We start from the raw sequence: 19406 nt of genomic DNA on the forward strand, positions 1-19406 counted from the left end.
AAATTCCTAGGATTCATTGACTTATCGAACCAACTCCGCTATTTTTGGTTTAAATAAGTACCAAATTAAATCAAGCATACGCATGAAAGACCTACTGAGACACCGGACTTCCCTGAAAGAAGAAATTGAGATACTTTTGAATAATCAGGTTAAAATGGAAGCCGAAGCTTCGGCCAAGTACCTGGCCATGGCCTCCTGGTGTGACCGCAACGGCTACCTGAAGAGTTCGGCGTACTTCCTGCGCCAGGCCGACGAAGAGCGCGAGCACATGATGAAAATCTTTAACTACATCCTGACCGTGGGCGGCACGGCCATCTCGCCCGAGGTACCCGCCGTGAAACAAGAGTACCCTACGTTCCGGAGCGTGTTCGAAACCGCCCTGCAAAGCGAGATCAGCGTGACGCAAAGCATCAACCGCATCGTGACGGCCAGCCGCAAAGAAGAAGACTACGCCACCGAGGCCTTCCTGGATTGGTTTGTGAAGGAGCAGGTCGAAGAAGAAGATAACGCCCGCCGCACGCTGGAGCTCTTCGATGTCATCGGCGAAGAAGGTACCGGCCGGTACTTCATCGACAAGGAAATTGGCAAACTGAACGGGGGCGACGCCTAATCGCTTTCTCTTTCCAAGTACCCCCATGATTCAACCGTCCGGGCCGCGCAAGCAGTCCGGACGGTTTGGTTTTTGGCCCTACTTTATTTTTTACTGACCAAGTACCCACGAAGGTTTTCCCCTGCTCCTAAACTTTCCCGCGCCCTCGGGGGTTGTTTTTAGCAACAAACTATCTATACTTTCAACGCACATGGCAGAATCGAATAAAGTAGCCTTCGTAACCGGAGGCACCAAAGGCATTGGTTACGGCATTGCCCAGGTACTTATCCAGCAAGGCATCAAAGTAGCCATCACCAGTCGCTCCCAGGCCAGCGCCGACGAGGCCGCCGCCCGGCTCAACCAGATTCAGGACGGCTACGCCCTCGGGTTGGAGTCGGATGTGCGCAGCCTGGAGTCGCAGCGGCAGGCCGTACAACAGGTACTTGACCAGTGGGGCCGCCTCGACTACTTCATTGCCAACGCCGGCATCGGGCACTTTGCGCCCATTCAAGAGATGACCGACGAACAGTGGCACGAAACCATCGACATCAACCTGACGGGCGTTTTTCACAGCGCCAAGGCCGCCCTGCCCGCCCTCAAAGACAGCCAGGGGTACTTTATCACCATCGCCAGCCTGGCCGGTACCAATTTCTTTGCCGGAGGTGCCGCCTACAACGCCAGCAAGTTTGGTCTGGTGGGCTTTAGCCAGGCCATGATGATGGACGTCCGGAACGACGGCATCAAGGTCACGACCATCATGCCCGGCTCGGTAGCGACGCACTTCAACGACCACGAGCCCAGCGAGAAGGACGCCTGGAAGATCCAGCCCGAGGACATCGGTCAGATCGTGGCCGACCTCATCAAACTACCCGCCCGGACGCTCCCCAGCAAGATCGAAGTACGGCCCTCGATGCCGCCTAAGTAGGTACTTGGCCAAAGGTACTCCGCCCGGTTTCTTTCCAGAGGCCGGGCTTTTTTGTTTTCGTTGAGTTGCTGATCCCACAAAATACCCCCAAAAAATTTGGCACAAACAAAAATTTAGTACATTTGTCTACAAGTTTACTAGACTAAATCTGCCAAGATAAACCACCTACCCAGAGCAGAGCTGGAAGCTATTCATCACTCACGACAGAAGCGACAACTACACATTCTTCGTGCAAAAGATTCCGGTCTGGTAAGGTCACAGCAACTTATTTCTGAAAGTACCCTGTCGCTTCTAATAACATGACGCTCAACTACCTGGCCCTGGCGGTCCCGTTTTTTCTGTTCTTTATCGGACTGGAGTACTTGGTGGCCAAAAAGAGAAAAAAGAACTATTTTAGTTTCAGCACTTCCATTGCTAACCTAAACGTTGGCGTCGCCGAACGGCTCATCGACCTTTTTACGGCCGGTAGCTTCTACTTTTTCTATGACTATCTTCACCGAAACTTCGCTTTTTTTGACATCCAACCTACGCTATTGTTATGGATCGCCCTGCTCCTGGCAACCGACTTTCTGTGGTACTGGTACCATCGCTACGGGCACGAGGTAAATCTCTTCTGGGGTTTTCACGTTGTACATCATCAAAGCGAAGAGTTCAACTATACCGCCGGTACCCGCATCACGATCTTCCAGGCAGTAGTTCGTACTTCCTTTTGGGCTATTCTTCCAATCATTGGCTTTCCGGCGCCTATGATAACCACCATTTTACTAGTGCATGGACTGTACCCATTCTTTACGCACACCCAGTTAATTGGCAAACTAGGTCTGCTGGAATACATCCTGGTCACCCCCTCGCACCACAGGGTACATCACGCCAGCAATGAGCAATACCTTGATAAAAACTTCGGGGATATGTTTATCATTTGGGATAAGCTCTTCGGTACTTTTGCCGAGGAAGAAGAAGAAGCCGTATACGGACTAACGGTGCCGCTGCGAAGCCATAGCTTTTTGTGGCAACATTTTCATTATCTGGTGGAACTAGCCTACGGCGTTCGTAGGCAACCTGGACTGAGGGCCAAGATCAAGCTGATCTTGGGTCGCCCCTCCGATTTTGACCCTAGTCTTCGCCCCCTCGCTGAGAAGCGCTTTCTCTCGCCACACAAGGTACAAGTAGTTTCCCGAAAATTCAGAGGTTATGTGCTCGGTCAATTCATCGCGATGGTCACGATTTTATTTTTCTTACTTTTGTTTGAGCACACCGCGTACTCTTTTCTTCAAATTACAACTGCTCTTTTTATTCTGGTCACACTGATCAATTGCGGAGCACTTCTAGAACAACGCCGCTGGGTTTTTTATTTGGAGTATATTCGGGCGGGGTTGGTACTCACCACTACCTACTACTATTTTCCCACGCCCACGATGGGAGCTCTGCTTGGCCTCGTCACGATCGCTACCATTGCTTTCTTTTCAAGCTTACAAAAGCAATATTTGCGGTATGTATACGGTTAGCGTTCTTATAAACCCATTGCTTCGTCCATGACCCCAAAGTACCTTTCTCTTCCAAAAGCTTTTCTCCTGTATAGCCTCACCACGCTGATCGCCTGTACGAACCAAAACGGCAAAAGCGAGTCGGCCGAAACAACAACCGCGGCCAGCAACTCTAAGGAATTTAGGGTAAGTACCGGCGACACCACCGGCATGAAGTGGGTACCGGGGGGTACTTTCCTGATGGGCTCCGACGAGTTTCCCGACGCCCGCCCGCTGCATCCGGTGAGCGTGGATGGGTTCTGGATGGATGCGCACGAAGTCACGAACGCCGAGTTTGCCCGCTTTGTGGCGGCCACGGGCTACCAAACCGTAGCCGAACGCCCCCTCAACCCCAACGATTACCCCGGCGTGCCCGCCGACAAGCTGGTACCCGGCTCGGCAGTTTTTTCGCCGCCCGCCCAGGCGGTTTCGTTGGATAATCCCCTGCGCTGGTGGGAATACGTGCCCGGAGCCAACTGGCGGCAACCCGAAGGTACTTCCAGCCACATCAAGGGGCGAGAAAACTACCCCGTGGTACACGTTAGCTACGAAGACGCCGCCGCCTACGCCCGCTGGGCGGGTAAGCGCCTCCCCACCGAGGCCGAATGGGAATACGCCGCCCGCGGCGGTCGGGGCAACACCACCTACTACTGGGGTGCCGAGCTGCAACCCCAGGGAAAATGGGTGGCCAATATTTACCAGGGCAATTTCCCCGACCATAATACCCAAGAAGATGGCTACGCCACCGCCGCGCCGATGGCGTCCTTTCCGGCCAATCCGCACGGCCTGTACGACCTGGACGGCAACGTGTGGGAATGGTGCCAGGACCTCTACCGCCCCGACTACTACCTCAACAGCCCCAAAGAAAACCCCACCGGCCCCACCGACAGCTACGACCCTGACGAGCCGGGTGCGGTAAAATACGTACAGCGGGGTGGCTCCTTCCTCTGTAGCGACCAGTACTGCATCCGCTACAAAGCGGGAAGCCGGGGCAAAGGTGAGGCCAGCAGTGGTAGCAACAACCTGGGTTTTAGGTGTGTGAGGGACAAATAACAAAAAAAGACGCGTTTTGTTTGCTATTTAAAAAATCATAAACTTACTTTGTCTATCATTTAAGTAGACTAATACATGGCTTATTAACCACCAGTAAGCGATGTATTGCTCACGTTTTTCATTTTAACAATTCATGAAAATGAAACGTATACGCCTATCAAGCCGTTTGGCGGCTTCTTCCATGGTGGTTTTTCCAACTGTTCCCTCTCGGAAACTTTTCACCTGCCAGCCGCCAGGTTGTTGTACCTGACTCGCTAAGTATACCCGTCCGTAGTTACTGCTTGCGTCGCTCAAGACGGAGCTAAGGACTCCCTTGGAAGGTACCTGCATCAGGCTGGCCGGAATTTTCGGTGGTTGACTATTCATGCTGGTCCGACGGGTTCTTCCGGGGTTCCTTAGCGCTGTTGTGGAGCGACGAATATACTGCTTCCGATTGAGAGCAACAATATGTGTTTCCATCAGGCAGTTGACATATACCCCTTCCATTTAGATTTTATTACTTCTTAAAAGGCCTCCTGAAATTGATATGCGGTACTTCATGGCTGTCAGCCCTCCTGGACAAAGGAGAGCTACCTAACTATTTCTATTGCACAAATGGCCATTTCTAATTCTATTTCATTCACTACACTACATGAGACGATTTATTTACTTCCTTATTCTGAACGTCTTCACACTGGCTTTGGCAAGGGCTCAGGAACATACCATAACCGGAGTCGTGACAGCCAGTTCCGACGGCCAAGCCATTCCTGGTGTGAACATCGTTGTGAAAGGTACCCAGCAAGGTACCCAAACCGACGCCAATGGCGCATACACCCTACGGCTTCCTGCGGCGAGCAATACCCTCGTTTATACGTATATTGGCTTCATAACAAAGGAATTGAAGGTCGAACGCCAGACCATTCTGAACGTGGAACTCCAAGCCGACACCCGGCAGTTAAACGAACTCGTCGTGACGGGCTATTCTACGGAAAGCCGGAAATCGTTTACGGGTTCGGCGGCAAAGGTAAACGCAGCGCAGCTCGAAAACCGCCCAGCTCAGAGCCTGGATCAGCTCCTGGGCGGGCAGGCCGCCGGCGTTAATATCGTACAGCCTAGCGGGGCGCTCAACAACACCCCTGTATTTCGGATTCGAGGCATCAATTCCATTACGTCTTCCGTGTATCCGCTCATCATCATAGACGGCGTCACTGTTTTTACGGGTTCGGCGGGTGGAGCCGTAGGGAATAACCCACTGGCAGACATCAATCCTAGTGATATTGAAACTATTGACATCTTGAAAGATGCTTCGGCCACGGCTATTTACGGCTCTCGGGCGGCCAACGGCGTGGTGGTGATTACCACTAAACGGGGTAAAAAAGGAAGTACCAAGGTGAACTATGACGCCTGGGTAAGCTTCAGCAAGCCTTTCAATCTTCTTCCCCTGTTGGGCCCCGAAGACTACGTCACGATCAAAAACGAAGCACGGGTCAACGCTGGCCTGTCGCCCGGCTTTGTGCTGGGCCGCAACGCCGATGGTAGTACTATCGGTACGGACTGGTATGACGTAGCCTACCAAACGGGCGTGTCACACAACCATAACCTTAGCTTTTCGGGAGCTAACGAGCAAACTACCTATTTTCTAGCCCTAAATTACTCTGACCAAAACGGCATACTTAAGACCAACGCCTTCAAACGCCAGGGAGCCCGCCTAAACCTGGATCACCGCCTGAATAAATTTCTAGCGCTAGGTACTACCATTTCCTACAGTAATTCGCTCAATAGTGGGCCAAATTCGGGCGCTATCGGCCCAAATTCCGTTGCGGCTTCTTCGGGCAATAGTGTCAATACCCAGTACATCGGCCTACAGCCCCTGGCCCGTTTGACCTACATTTTACCGCCCAATGTACCTATCTACAACGCAGACGGCTCTTATAACATCAATACAGCCAATGGCAACATTGGATACGGCCCCAACAGCTCCGCCCTGGGTGTATTTAATGCTTACAACCTCCAGACGATCCTCGATCTTGATAAAAATACCTCCCAAAACAATTCCCTTTTAGGAAGTATCTATGCGGAGGTTTCCCTACTAAACAACCTAACATTCAAAACGCTATATGGTATCAACAACCTGGTCGTTGAAAACCAGACCTTCCGAAATCCATACAGCAGCGAAGGCTTTCCGCAGGGCGGCTCAGCCACAAACTCCAATACTACGTTTTTTCGGTCCAACTGGACGAACACGCTGGCCTACGTTAATACCTTTGGAGATAACCATTCCCTCCGATTGCTGCTAGGCCATGAAGAAATCTACCGGCGGGTAGATGGCTGGGGAGCCTCCCGGGCCGGATTGTCTGATCCATACTACAGCAGCTACCAGGGAGGATGGACGAATATCACCCCCGCCGCCAACGTACAGGCCGAAAACGGCTTGCGTTCATTTTTTAGCACGGTACAGTACGACTACCGCAAAAAGTACCTACTAAGCCTAAACGTACGTCGGGATGGGCTATCGGCACTGGCCGCAGGCAATAAATGGGGTAACTTTGGCGGAGGCTCCCTGGGCTGGAATTTGTCGGAAGAGGCCTTTTTTCAAAACTCAACCCTATCCAATACCATCAATAGCCTGAAGATAAGGGCCAGCTATGGTATAGTGGGCAACAGTAGCCTCGACGACTATGCTTCCCTCTCTCAGTACAGCTCAAGTACCTATGCCGGCGTACCTACCCTCAATTTTGGGCAAGCTGGCAATGCCGCCCTTCGTTGGGAATCTAGTAAAAAGGTAGACATCGGTCTGGATATCGCACTATTTAACAACCGTCTGACCTTTGTAGCCGATTATTACAAAAATACCATCGACGGGCTAATACTGAGTGCTCCGCAGGCCTCCTCGCAGGGTATACCTGGCAACGCGATCGCAGCCAATGTGGGCTCCCTCTACAACGAAGGAATAGAATTTTCCATCCAGGCCCAATTGATCAACAAGGGGGCATTTCAGTGGAATACGCAGTTCAATCTTGCCACACTCAAAAACCGAGTTACTTCCCTGGGAGCAGGAGGGGATATCTATCCTACCTCGTTAAGTACCTTTGGCATCCAGAACGTCACCCGGGTAGGGTATTCGGTAGGATCTATTTTTGCGGTACCCACCGAAGGGGTCAATCCCGAAAACGGGAACCGAATTTACCGAAATCGAAATGACGAATTAGTCCAGTACAACGCCGTAGACAAGCGTTTTACTTACCTGAACGGCGAGGTAGCTCCGGCCATTGATAACTTCGCCGACGGCCGCATACTCGGGTCCTCTTTACCTACTTACTACGGAGGCTGGAATAATACGCTTTCCTACGGCGCTTTTGAACTAAATGTTGGCTTGATTTTCTCAGGCGGAAATTTGCTCCACAATGGTACCCGGGCTACCATTTCTGACCAGCGCTATTTCAATAATGGTACCTTCATTCTGGATCGCTGGACTACTCCCGGCCAAATTACCGACGTCCCCAAGCTCGTTTGGGGAGATAGCTTTACCCACGGGTTTTCTTCTACCAACTCTGCTAACGTAGAAGACGGCTCTTTTCTTAAGTTAAAAAATCTCGCGCTTAACTACCGCATTCCTGTGCAAAAAAGTGGTCTTCGCCAGTACATTTCAGGGGCACGCCTCTATGTACAAGCGGCCAATATTTTCACCCTGACCCGGTACAGGGGTTCAGACCCGGAAATATCCATCAATGGTAATTCTGTCAATTCAGGAAAAGATCAGAACGTGCCCGTTAACGCCTCAGTATATACGCTCGGTTTAAATGTAAGCTTCTAATTCGCCCTTGCGGCCACTCTTAATGCTATCAGAACATGAAAGTACCCTACTATAAACATAACGCCTGGGGCCTGGTATTGACAGTCACGCTCCTGTTTGGCACCAGTGCCTGCCACGAAAACCTCCTGGATCCTGTACCCGTTACAAGCATCTCCGAAGCTACGGCTTTTTCAACCCCCGCCAAAGTGCTAGCGCAGGTCAATGGGCTTTACGGACAATTCAGCAGTCCTTCGTTTTATGGAGGAAGGTACCTTATTTTTAATGAACAGCGCGGCAATGAATTCAGCCAAAACGATGGCAATAACTCTACCGGTGCTAACGTCTGGAACCAGTCCATTACCGGATCGGGGGATTTTGTTAATGCCGTCTGGAATGCCGCCTACTCGACCATCAATTCCGCGAATATCCTCATTGACCGTCTGGATCCTTCCTTTAGTGTCGTTGAGGACGCCGTACGTCGTAGCTACGTAGCCGAAGCCAAGTTCATTCGCGCTTTTAGCTATTTTAGCTTGGTGCAAACCTATGCCAGCCCCTACGTCCAAAAACCTACGGTAGCCGCTTTACCACTACGGCTGAGCGGGGAAACCTCCGGCGGAAATAACGACTTCGTATTCAGCACCGTAACTGACGTTTACAACCAAATCATCCAGGATCTTAACGAGGCCGAAGCGGATCTGCCTGCCACCTACGGTACCGCGCTTCTTAACGTGGCAAGAGCACGCAAAGCAACCGCCATTGCCCTCAAAACCCGGGTATACCTGGCACAGGGCAACTATACCAAGGTAGTAGAAGAAGCGGCCAAGCTGGTACCTACCACCCCTCCCTACCAGTATACAAGCGGAAGCCTTACCCACCGGCTTGAACCCAACCTGACCACCTTATTCAACGGATCTTACATAGGCAACGAGGCTATTTTTACCATTCCTTTCCTAATTCCAACGGAGGCACCCGCCCTACAAAGTGCCCTGGCCAGCAACTACCTTACGCCGGTCATCTACCTAAATCCCCAGGGTATTGTTACCGATCCGGTCTTTTCGTCGGAGACCTCTACCGACGCGCGTAAGAATTTAGTCATTACCAACACCAGCGGCCAAAAGCTATTGCGGAAGTTCCCAAAGAATTCGGCCCCCTTTACGGACTACATTCCGGTAGTTCGGTATGCGGAGGTCCTGCTCAACTACGCCGAAGCCGCGGCTCAGACCAACGATCTGCCCCGCGCCCTGGCGCTTTTACAAGCCGTTCGGAACCGATCTGACGCCACGTTCACCTTTGCCACGGGCGTAAATAGCCGGGAAGAACTTATTCAAACCATTCGAAACGAACGTCGGATTGAGCTACTGGGTGAAGGGTTCCGTACGCATGACTTGTTTCGGACCAATTCTCCGCTTCCTGCCAAAGTCGGGAATGCCGGTACGGCCCCAGCCATTGCTCCCACGGCTCCCAACTACGTATGGCCCATCCCGAGCGGAGAGCTGGCATACAATAAATTAGCCCCTCGGTAGTCCTATTTTCAACCACAACTTTCCAAATGTATGCTTTACAGAACGGGTCTTGCATTACCAAAAGCACTTAGTTTAGTGGCTTTAGCCTTTCTATTCGTCGCTTTTCGAACCCCCAACGAGGAGAAAGATAAACCTCTAGTGGCGGATAAGGTATTTATCAATGGCAAAATCATTACCGTTGATTCTATCAATTCGATCGTACAGGCCATCGCAGTTCAAGGAGGAAAAATCATTGCGGTAGGTACCAATGACCAGATCAGTACCCATAAAAGTACCACTACGGAGATCATCGACCTGCGTGGGCGGACTGTGGTACCTGGTTTTATCGACGGCCACAGCCACTTCATGAGCTTTGGCCGGGCTAGCTTGGCAAACTTAAATCCCCCTCCCGTAGGCAGCATCCGGAAAATAGCCGACCTGGTCAGTGAACTGAAGGCTTTTCAGGCTCAAAAAGGACTAAAAGACGGAGAGTGGATTAGGGGTTTTGGCTACGATGTAGATCAGCTAGAAGAAAAAAGGCATCCTACTAAGGAAGATTTTGATGCTGCTTTCCCAAACAACCCCGTCGTGATTACGCACGTGTCGGGACATATGTCGGTAGCCAATTCGGCGGCTCTACGGCTGGCCGGCATCAATGCTAACACCGTCGACCCTCCGGGTGGGGTTATTGAGCGCAAAACAAACTCAAATGAACCCACGGGTCTATTTCAAGAACGCGCCCAAGGTTTGGTACGGGTCAATATCAGTAGCTCCACTAGCGGGTCGCTGGAGGAACGCTTAGCGCAGCTGAAAGAACAGCAGCTCTACTATGCCAGCTTCGGCGTCACGACGGCTCAGGACGGCAGCACGGGCTTTGAGTCCTTGGAATTGCTGCGGGAGGCGGCTCAGCGCGGCGAATTAATCATCGACATCGAGACCCTCCCCTCCTACACGATCCTGGATAAAGTACTTGGAAATCCAAACTATCAATTTGGAGTATTAACTAACCGACTCAAGCTCAACGGATTTAAGTATATTTCCGATGGATCTCCTCAGGGAAAAACGGCCTACTTTGGCAAGGCCTACCTTACGAAGGTACCCGGATGTAACGGAGAAGAATGCCGGGGATTTCCAACGGCTAGCCAGGACGATCTGAACGAAGCCATTCTGAAAGGCTTCAAAAATAACCTTCAGACGTTCGTACACTGCAACGGCGATGCCGCCATCGACATGTACATCACTGCCATTGAAAATGCGAACCAGATCCTGGGCAACAGCAGCCAGAACCGACGCCCGGTAGTAATCCATTCCCAATTTGTACGCCCCGATCAGCTCGATAAGTACAAGGAATTAGGGATGATCCCGGCTTTGTTTAGTAATCACGCTTTTTTTTGGGGTGATGTACACGAGCAAAACCTCGGTTACGAACGAGCCAAGTTTTTAAGCCCCCTGAAAACAACCATCAAAAAAAATATTATTGCCACCAACCATACCGACTTCGGCGTAACACCCATCAACCAGCTGTTTCTGCTCTGGACTTCCGTGGAGCGGAAGTCTCGTTCCGGGAAAGTTATCGGGCCGGAGGAACGACTGACGCCGCTGGAAGGGTTACGTGCCATCACCATCAACGGTGCCTACCAGTACTTTGAAGAGGCCAGCAAGGGATCTATTGAGCCAGGCAAGCTAGCCGATCTGGTCATTCTTTCCGATGACCCTACCACGGTAGTTCCAGCGCAAATAAAGGACATTCAGGTGCTTGAAACGATCAAAGAAGGCAAAACCATCTTCAAAAAGAATTAATTCCGACCTAGTACCTTATAAAAGGGAGGAAACGAAGAAAGGTATTTCCTCCCTTTTAATTTAGTCAACCACCTAATTTTTGTTTTTCCATGAATTTATCAAATATCAAAACGGTACCCATCCGAACCCCCCAGCGCATTGCCGAAATAGCCTGGTTTGATGATATTATCGGCGGCGACACCGCCTTTTTAGGAGAACTCGATCCTGATCGCCGAAGTACTTTTGCCCATTGCCTTGACATCATCCAAGAGGCCGAGCGCCTTGGATTCAGTAACATTTTGCTCCCTACGGCCTACACCGTCGGGCAGGATGTGCTGACGTTTGCAGCCGGAGCCGCGACCCATACGAGTAAAATCACCCTGCTGGCGGCCATTCGCACCGGCGAGGTACATCCTCCCATGCTAGCCCGTGCCTTGGCTTCCCTTGATCACATGCTGGAGGGAAGATTAATTCTGAATATCATCAACTCTGATCTCCCCGGCACCCGGGAGAATCCGGAACTCCGGTACCAGCGCTGCGCCGAGGTCATCGAGATTCTTCAACAAGCCTGGACCCGGGAACGTATCCAGTTCAAGGGGCAACTCTACGAGTTTGATCTGCCGACCGACCCGGTTAAGCCTTACCAGCAAAACGGCGGACCACTTCTGTACTTTGGAGGTACTTCACCCGGTTCCCGAGCCGTATGCGCCAAGTATTGCGATGTTTTTCTGATGTGGCCCGAATCCGAAGAAAGCATGTACGCAACCATGCAGGATATGAGTGCCCGCGCGGCAGCCGAAGGGCGTAGTATCGACTTTGGCTTACGTATCCACGTCATTGTACGAGAAACCGCCGAGGAAGCCCGCGCCTACGCTCGTCACCTGATGTCAAAATTTGACGAAAAACGCGCGCTGGAGATTCGCAGCCGGGGTGAGGATTCGCGCTCGTTAGGGGTACTTCGCCAGGACGAACTCCGGGCAACGTCCGACGAAGAGGGTTACGTAGAAGATATTCTCTGGACACACATCGGAAAAGTGTTTTCGGGCTGCGGTGGGGGGCTGGTGGGGAGTCCAGACCAAATTCTGGCCAAGCTCAATCGGTATATGGACATGGGCTTCCGGTCTTTTATCTTTTCGGGTTTTCCGCTACTGGGCGAAGCTCGGCACTTTGCTGAGCTGGTACTACCCCACTTACCCAACGAGTCGATGCCCCGTCTACAAAACCGCATTCTCGCAGAGGTACCCGTCACTCCCCTCACTAACGCCGTCCTGGTGTAATTTGCACGATGAGTACCCAAACAACTACGCAGCAAATGAAGCGGGAGCTTGGTTTGCTGGACGCGACTTTGCTGGTGGCCGGAGGCATGATCGGTTCCGGAATATTTATCGTTAGTGCCGACATTACCCGTAACGTCGGCTCGGCGGGCTGGCTACTAGCCGTATGGTTGCTGGGTGGCTTCATGACTCTCACCGCCGCTCTCAGCTATGGTGAGCTCAGTGGAATGTACCCCAAAGCCGGGGGCCAGTATATCTATCTCAAAGAAGCCTTCAATCCGTTAATTGCTTTTGTATACGGATGGAGCCTGTTTGCCGTGATCCAAACGGGTACCATTGCGGCCGTTGGCGTTTCTTTTTCTAAGTTTTTATCCTACTTTATCCCACAAGTTGCCGATGATCTCGTCCTTTTTCAATGGGGTACCTGGAGCGTTTCACCCGCCCAACTCCTGGCTATAGGGCTTATCTGCTTCCTAACCTACATTAACACGCGGGGTGTAAAGGGTGGCAAGTGGGTACAAACGATCTTTACCTCTACCAAAGTATTTAGCATTATGGTGCTGATCCTGCTCGGATTCCTTATTTACAAATCTGAAGTATGGGACTTAAACTGGCAGGATGCCTGGCAGCTGCAAAAGCGGGATCGGGCGGGCACACTATCGGGTTACCCATCGGCCCCAGCCTGGTGGGGCGGGCTGGCCGCCGGGATGGTGGGTGCTATTATGAGCTACGAGGCCTGGAATAACGTAACGTTTGTGGCGAGTGAAATCAACAATCCCCGCCGAAACATCGGCTTGAGTCTTTTATTAGGTACCCTGCTCGTAACGCTACTCTACGTTGCCATCAACCTGATGTTCTTGTATGTACTTCCCATTACAGAGATTGCCGGCGCGGCCAAAGACCGGGTAGGGATTGCCGCTTCGGAGGTGATCCTGGGTAGCAGTGGAACCATACTCATTTCGGTCATGATTCTGATCTCTACCTTTGGGTGCAATAATGGTTTGATCCTGGCCGGTGCCCGGGTTTACTATAGCATGGCACAGGATGGCTTATTCTTCAAAAAAACGGCTCAACTTAATAAACACGCAGTTCCGGCCTTTGCCCTCTGGATACAGGCCGCGATGGCCTCCCTCCTCTGCCTGACGGGCAAATACGGCGACCTACTCGATATGATTACGTTCGTAGTCGTCATTTTTTATGTACTGACGATCGTAGGAATATATATTCTAAGGGTGAAAAAGCCCCTGCATGAAAGGCCCTACCGAGCGATTGGCTACCCTATTTTGCCCGCCTTATACATCTTGATGGGAGTAGCCTTCTGCGTTTTACTTATTATTTTCAAACCAACTTATACCTGGCCCGGCTTTTTTATTTCGGCCTTAGGCATCCCCCTCTACTATTGGGTAAAGCGAAGAGCCCCCTCTTACTAACACACAAAATGAAATATTTAACAAGAATAATTTTATTATAATATTTACACCTAAATTATTAAGTACCTAGGCATATGGTCATTACAAGAAATTTAAAAAAAAGCTCCATAAAAAAATGCAAATGATAGCTTGCTATTATAAATATTTAAAACTTACTTTGTCTATCATTTAAGTAGACTAGTACATGGCTTATTAACCACCAGTAAGCGATGTATTGCTCACGTTTTTCATTTTAACAATTCATGAAAATGAAACGTATACGCGTATCAAGCCGTTTGGCGGCTTCTTCCATGGTGGTTTTTCCAACTGTTCCCTCTCGGAAACTTTTCACCTGCCAGCCGCCAGGTTGTTGTACCTGACTCGCTAAGTATACCCGTCCGTAGTTACTGCTTGCGTCGCTCAAGACGGAGCTAAGGACTCCCTTGGAAGGTACCTGCATCAGGCTGGCCGGAATTTTCGGTGGTTGACTATTCATGCTGGTCCGACGGGTTCTTCCGGGGTTCCTTAGCGCTGTTGTGACGGGCGTTGTGGTGATTTTATTTCGTACTGCGCCTTTCGAAAGTACGCATCTGCTTCCAAATACCCCCAAAGTACCCTATTCGATAGCTCCGCCGGTCGGTCGGAATTTTCGGTGGTTGATCATTCACGCTGGCTTGGCGGGCTGTCAGTAGGGTACATTGGAAAAGTATACGCTTAAGCTAAAATATGTATATCAATTGGAGTTCATTCTGGTAGTTTTTTTAGGTACCTCAGCTAGTACCAGAAACACCCGTCGATGCCCTGAGCTGTGGTCAGTTGGCTTCCTTTAATCATGCATTCAATGTACCTTACTATACGCTTTAAACAAGTATTTCTTTGCGTAGCGGGCTCTTTCGTACTGCTGCTCCTGCTTAGTTCGTCCGGTGCCCAGGCCCAAGCTCGTCAGGCCGTAAAAGGGACCGTCCGGTCCAAATCAGACAATAGTCCGTTGCCGGGTATAAGCGTGGTAGTGAAAGGCACCACCCAAGGTACCTCTACCGACGCCCAAGGCCGGTTTGAGATCCAGGCCGAAACCGACGCTATCCTGACGTTTTCGGGCATTGGGTACTTAACCCAAGAAGTACCCATAAACAATCAAACGACGCTGGACCTCGTTCTGGCCGACGATACCCGGCAGCTGGAAGAGCTGGTGGTAGTGGGCTACGGTACCCAGAAAAAACGGGATCTGACGGGGGCTATTTCGTCCATTTCGGGCCGAGACATCGCCGAAACGCCCGCCCCCAACTTTCTCTCCAATGCGCAGGGTAGGCTGGCCGGGGTCGACATCGTCCGGGCGGGTGGCGCGCCGGGGGCGGGCTTTTCGATCCGCATTCGCGGTAACCGCTCGATCAACGCCAGCAACGAGCCGCTCTACGTCGTCGACGGCATTCCTACCGACGTCAACATCAGCGACTTCAACCCCAACGACATCGAGTCAATGGAAGTACTGAAAGACGCCAGCGCGGTGGCTATTTACGGCTCGCGCGGGGCCAACGGCGTGATCCTGATCACCACCAAACGCGGTAAAGCGGGCAAGGCCGTCATCAGCTACGACGGGTACTACGGCCTCAAGAAAGCCCAGAACGACCTTACCCTGATGAACGGTGAGGAGTTTGCCCGTTACGTGCGGGTATCGCGCGGGCTGTCCCCTACCGATGCCAGCCAGGATGCTTCGTTTTTAAGTCCCGTGGAAGTTAATAATCTTAACGCAGGTACCTCTACCAACTGGCTAGACCTGATTTTGCGGGATGGCATCCAGCAAAGCCACCAGATCGCGGCCAGTGGTGGTACCGACCAAACGACCTACTACCTCTCGGGCTCCCTTTTTGATGAGAAAGGGGTACTTCAGGCCAGTGATTACAAACGGTATTCGTTCCGGGCCAACCTCGATTCCCGCCTGACCCAACGGCTAAAAGTAGGGGTAAGTGCTACGGTGGCTCATGATGTACAGCACGTGATGGCCAACGCTCCCTATGCCAACGCCCTTTCGTTTTCGCCGCTCGTAACCCCTTTCGGAGTCGATGGTACTTTTGTGGCCTATCCTAATCCGCGGGAGGGCAACGCCACCAATCCGCTACTGGAATACCAGCCCAACCAGTACGCCGATGAGCGGCAGAAATACCGCATTTTTGCTAACCTCTTCGGAGAATACACCCTGGCTGAGGGGCTCAGCTACCGTCTCAACTTCGGACCCGACTTCAGTACCTACCGCCGGGGGCGCTACAACGGTACTTTGGCTGGAAGCATCAACGACGCCTCCGTGGACCACCAGCAGAACTTCGCCTATACACTGGAAAACATTCTGAACTACGACAAAAAATGGAACCAGCACAGTCTCAACGTAGTTGGCTTATTCAGCACGCAGAAAAACCGCTTTGAGTCCTCCGCCATAGGGGTACGGGATATTCCCATCGAAACTTCATCTTTCTATGACCTTGGCAGCGCCGTAGAAGTAACCAGCAAGAACAGTTCCCTGACCGAATGGGGCCTCCTCTCCTACATGGGCCGGATCAACTACGGCTTCAAGGATCGCTATCTGCTCACCCTATCGGGCCGGGCCGACGGCTCGTCCCGCCTTTCGCGGGGCAACTACTGGGCGTTTTTTCCGTCGGTGTCGGCGGGCTGGGTACTTTCCGAAGAGCAGTTCCTGCGAACTAGCAAGGTACTTTCGTTCCTGAAGCTCCGGGCGGGCTACGGCGAAGTGGGCAACACATCCATTGCTCCTTTCCAAACGCTGGGCGGGCTGGATCGCTCCACCTACGCCTTCGGCAACGCACCGGCCTACGGCTACGCGCTACGGATCATTCCCAATCCTGACTTGCAATGGGAGATTTCGCGCACGCTCAACGTGGGTCTGGATTTTGGTTTTTTGAACGACCGCCTCTCGGGCTCGCTGGAGGTCTACGACACCCGTACCCGTGATCTGCTCCTCAACCGCCTCATTCCCATCACCTCCGGCTACGAGTCCATCCTCCAGAATATCGGCGCCACCCGCAACCGAGGCTGGGAGCTGACGCTCAACGCGGGTATTTTACGAAGTACCTCCGGCTTCAAGTGGGACGCTTTGCTGAATGTATTCTCCAACCAAGAAGAGATCGTGGAGCTCTTCAACGGCCGCGACGACGACGTGGGCAACCAGTGGTTCATTGGTCATCCCATCCAGGTTTTTTATAGTTTCAAACAGGAAGGTATCTGGCGAACCGAGGAGGCTGCTCAGGCTGCCGAAGTAGGGCAGCGACCCGGCGATATCCGGATTGCGGACGTCAACGGGCGCGATGCCGACGGCCGCCTCACCAACCAACCCGATGGTGTTATCAACGCCGACGACCGTACCATCCTGGGCTCGACGGTACCCGCCTGGAGCGGTGGACTTACCAACCGCTTTTCGTTCAAGGGAATCGACTTCTCTTTCCTGCTCTACGCACGGCAGGGTCAAACGATCCGAAGCGACTTCCATAACCTGGGCGGCAACCAGTGGCAGGGCCGCTACAACAGCCTCAACTACGACTACTGGACCCCCGACAACCAGACCAACCACATACCACGGCCCTACGCGTCGTCGGCTCCGCTTTACGCCGATGCCGTCCGGTACTTCGACGGCTCTTTTGTGAAGATTCGTAACATCACCTTGGGCTACACGCTACCCAAAAGCTGGTTAGAAAAAGTAGGGATTTCAAGCCTGCGCCTGTACGGCACCGCCGACAATGCCTTCATTTTCTCCGGCTACAAACTCGTCGATCCCGAAACGGCCAGCGGGATCGTGGGCGGAAGTACCCCCATGACCTCCGCTACCTATGTGTTTGGTCTTAATCTCAAATTCTAAAAGTACCTTATTCGCAATGAAACGCTCCCTGCTATATACTTTCGCGCTGTTGCTGAGCCTGAGTTCCTGCCAGGAAATTCTGGAAGAAAATCCCGTGGGCCTGGCCACGGCCGATAGCCACTACGCCACGCCCAAGGGCCTAGAAGACGGGCTCAAAGCGACCTACAGCTACTTGCGAGGCTTTTACGGCCGGGAAGAGGCTTTTTTTCTGACCATCACCGGAACGGATATTTTTACCAATGGCTTCGGCGGCGTAACCAACTACCCCGACATCAACAATTATTCACCGAATTTTCTGGGTACAAACGCTTTCGTGACCAGTGTCTGGAACAACTTCTACCGGGGCATCAACCAGGCCAACGCCGTCATTGGCCGGGCACCTGCCGTCAGTGGCTTGTCAACCACCCGGCAGGAACAGATCATCGCCGAGGCCCGTTTCCTGCGCGCGCTGTACTACTTCCACTTGGTACAGCAGTTTGGCGACGTTCATTTTACGCTACAAGAAACCATCGGGGTAGAAACCACCGCCAAACGCACGCCCGTAGCCACGATTTATCAGGAAGGCATTATTCCGGATCTGCGGTATGCCATCGAGCACTTACCTACCCAAGCCAGCGAGTACGGTCGGGTCAATAAGCCCGCCGCAGAAGCTCTGCTGGCACGCGTACAGCTCACACTAGGCAACTGGGCCGAAGCCGAGCAACTGGCCCAACGGGTGATCAACGGCTACAACTACCAGTTGGTAAAGCCTTTTGCCCGGCTGTGGGACATCAACAACGAAGTCAATTCGGAGGTAATCTGGTCGGTGCAGTACACCCCCGACCCCCTCACCAACGGCGAAGGCAACATGGCCCACGTGCTCTTCGTGTGGGATTATACGTTCAATTCTACCATGGTACGCGACATCGCCAACGGCCGCCCCTACCAGCGCTTCCTGATGACCAACTACTTCATCAAGCTCTTCAATACCTCGCGCGACGCCCGCTGGGATGGCTCCTTCAAAACGGTATGGCTGGCCAACCAGGCCGGGGTTATCAATGGCAAGGCCGTAGCCCCCGGCGATACCTCCATCAAAATCGTAAACTACCCCGTTTCGGACGCCCAAAAAAGCCAGGCGCCCTACTGGCTCATCGACTTCCGCGACAACTGGGTGGGGAGCATCACGGGCCAGACCGAGATCGGCGGCTTGTCGCGTCGCTGCTTTCCGGTACTTAAGAAGTACCTCGACCCCCTGCGTACCAGCGTCAATGCCCTGGACGGCCGGCGGGACTTTATCGTTATTCGCCTGGCCGAAATGTACCTGATTGCGGGCGAAGCCGCCTGGCGGCAGAACAAAAGTACCCAGGCTGCCTCCTACTTCAACGTAGTAAGGAGCCGCGCCGCCCAGGCAGGCAAGGAAAATGAAATGCTGATTAGCCCCGACGACCTTTCGCTGGATTTCATCCTGGATGAGCGCGCGCGGGAGCTGGTGGGAGAATTGGATCGCTGGTACGATCTGAAACGCACCGGCCAACTACTGGAGCGCGTTCGGAAATACAACCGGGACGCCGCCCCGAACATCAAAGAAATGCACCTGGTACGACCCATCCCGCAAACGCAGATCGACCGCGTCAGCAATCCGGGCGATTTTCTCCAGAATCCGGGGTACTGATCAAGTACTTTCAACCTAAACCCGATTAGCTTTGGCGGCAGTTGGCCTTTTAGCTTGAATGAATGAT

11 protein-coding genes are annotated in these 19406 nt (G+C 52.4%); all 11 read left to right on the forward strand.

Annotated features, from left to right (window positions below; translation table 11 throughout):
• The first annotated feature begins 82 nt into the window (after positions 1-82).
• The 11 genes from HNQ92_RS19745 (at position 83) to HNQ92_RS19795 (ending at position 19339) form a co-directional block, all read left to right on the forward strand.
• Positions 83-610, forward strand: coding sequence for a ferritin (locus HNQ92_RS19745; RefSeq protein WP_184176461.1), 528 nt, complete (start codon positions 83-85; stop codon positions 608-610).
• Between the two features lie 190 nt (positions 611-800).
• On the forward strand, positions 801-1514 hold the full coding sequence (locus tag HNQ92_RS19750; RefSeq protein ID WP_184176463.1) for an SDR family oxidoreductase: 714 nt from the start codon (positions 801-803) through the stop codon (positions 1512-1514).
• Positions 1515-1813: 299 nt separating this feature from the next.
• Positions 1814-3019 (forward strand): sterol desaturase family protein, encoded by a 1206-nt coding sequence (locus HNQ92_RS19755; RefSeq protein ID WP_184176465.1) that lies wholly within the window; start codon positions 1814-1816, stop codon positions 3017-3019.
• Positions 3020-3046: 27 nt separating this feature from the next.
• Entirely contained in the window at positions 3047-4090 is a 1044-nt protein-coding gene (locus HNQ92_RS19760) for a formylglycine-generating enzyme family protein (protein WP_184176467.1), read from the forward strand.
• Between the two features lie 631 nt (positions 4091-4721).
• Positions 4722-7883 (forward strand): SusC/RagA family TonB-linked outer membrane protein, encoded by a 3162-nt coding sequence (locus tag HNQ92_RS19765; RefSeq protein ID WP_184176469.1) that lies wholly within the window; start codon positions 4722-4724, stop codon positions 7881-7883.
• A 35-nt stretch (positions 7884-7918) separates the two neighbouring features.
• Positions 7919-9385 (forward strand): RagB/SusD family nutrient uptake outer membrane protein, encoded by a 1467-nt coding sequence (locus HNQ92_RS19770; protein ID WP_184176472.1) that lies wholly within the window; start codon positions 7919-7921, stop codon positions 9383-9385.
• Positions 9386-9460: 75 nt separating this feature from the next.
• On the forward strand, positions 9461-11164 hold the full coding sequence (locus tag HNQ92_RS19775; RefSeq protein ID WP_184176473.1) for an amidohydrolase family protein: 1704 nt from the start codon (positions 9461-9463) through the stop codon (positions 11162-11164).
• A gap of 89 nt (positions 11165-11253) precedes the next feature.
• The gene (locus HNQ92_RS19780) at positions 11254-12420 is read left to right on the forward strand and encodes an LLM class flavin-dependent oxidoreductase (RefSeq protein ID WP_184176475.1); all 1167 of its coding nucleotides are present in this window, start codon (positions 11254-11256) and stop codon (positions 12418-12420) included.
• Positions 12421-12428: 8 nt separating this feature from the next.
• Complete coding sequence (locus HNQ92_RS19785) at positions 12429-13847, forward strand: APC family permease (protein ID WP_184176477.1); 1419 nt, start codon at positions 12429-12431, stop codon at positions 13845-13847.
• 811 nt (positions 13848-14658) lie between these two features.
• Complete coding sequence (locus HNQ92_RS19790) at positions 14659-17688, forward strand: SusC/RagA family TonB-linked outer membrane protein (RefSeq protein WP_184176479.1); 3030 nt, start codon at positions 14659-14661, stop codon at positions 17686-17688.
• A gap of 16 nt (positions 17689-17704) precedes the next feature.
• Complete coding sequence (locus HNQ92_RS19795) at positions 17705-19339, forward strand: RagB/SusD family nutrient uptake outer membrane protein (protein ID WP_184176481.1); 1635 nt, start codon at positions 17705-17707, stop codon at positions 19337-19339.
• Positions 19340-19406: the final 67 nt, after the last annotated feature.

This window comes from Rhabdobacter roseus (assembly GCF_014202275.1).
Lineage (GTDB): Bacteria > Bacteroidota > Bacteroidia > Cytophagales > Spirosomataceae > Rhabdobacter > Rhabdobacter roseus.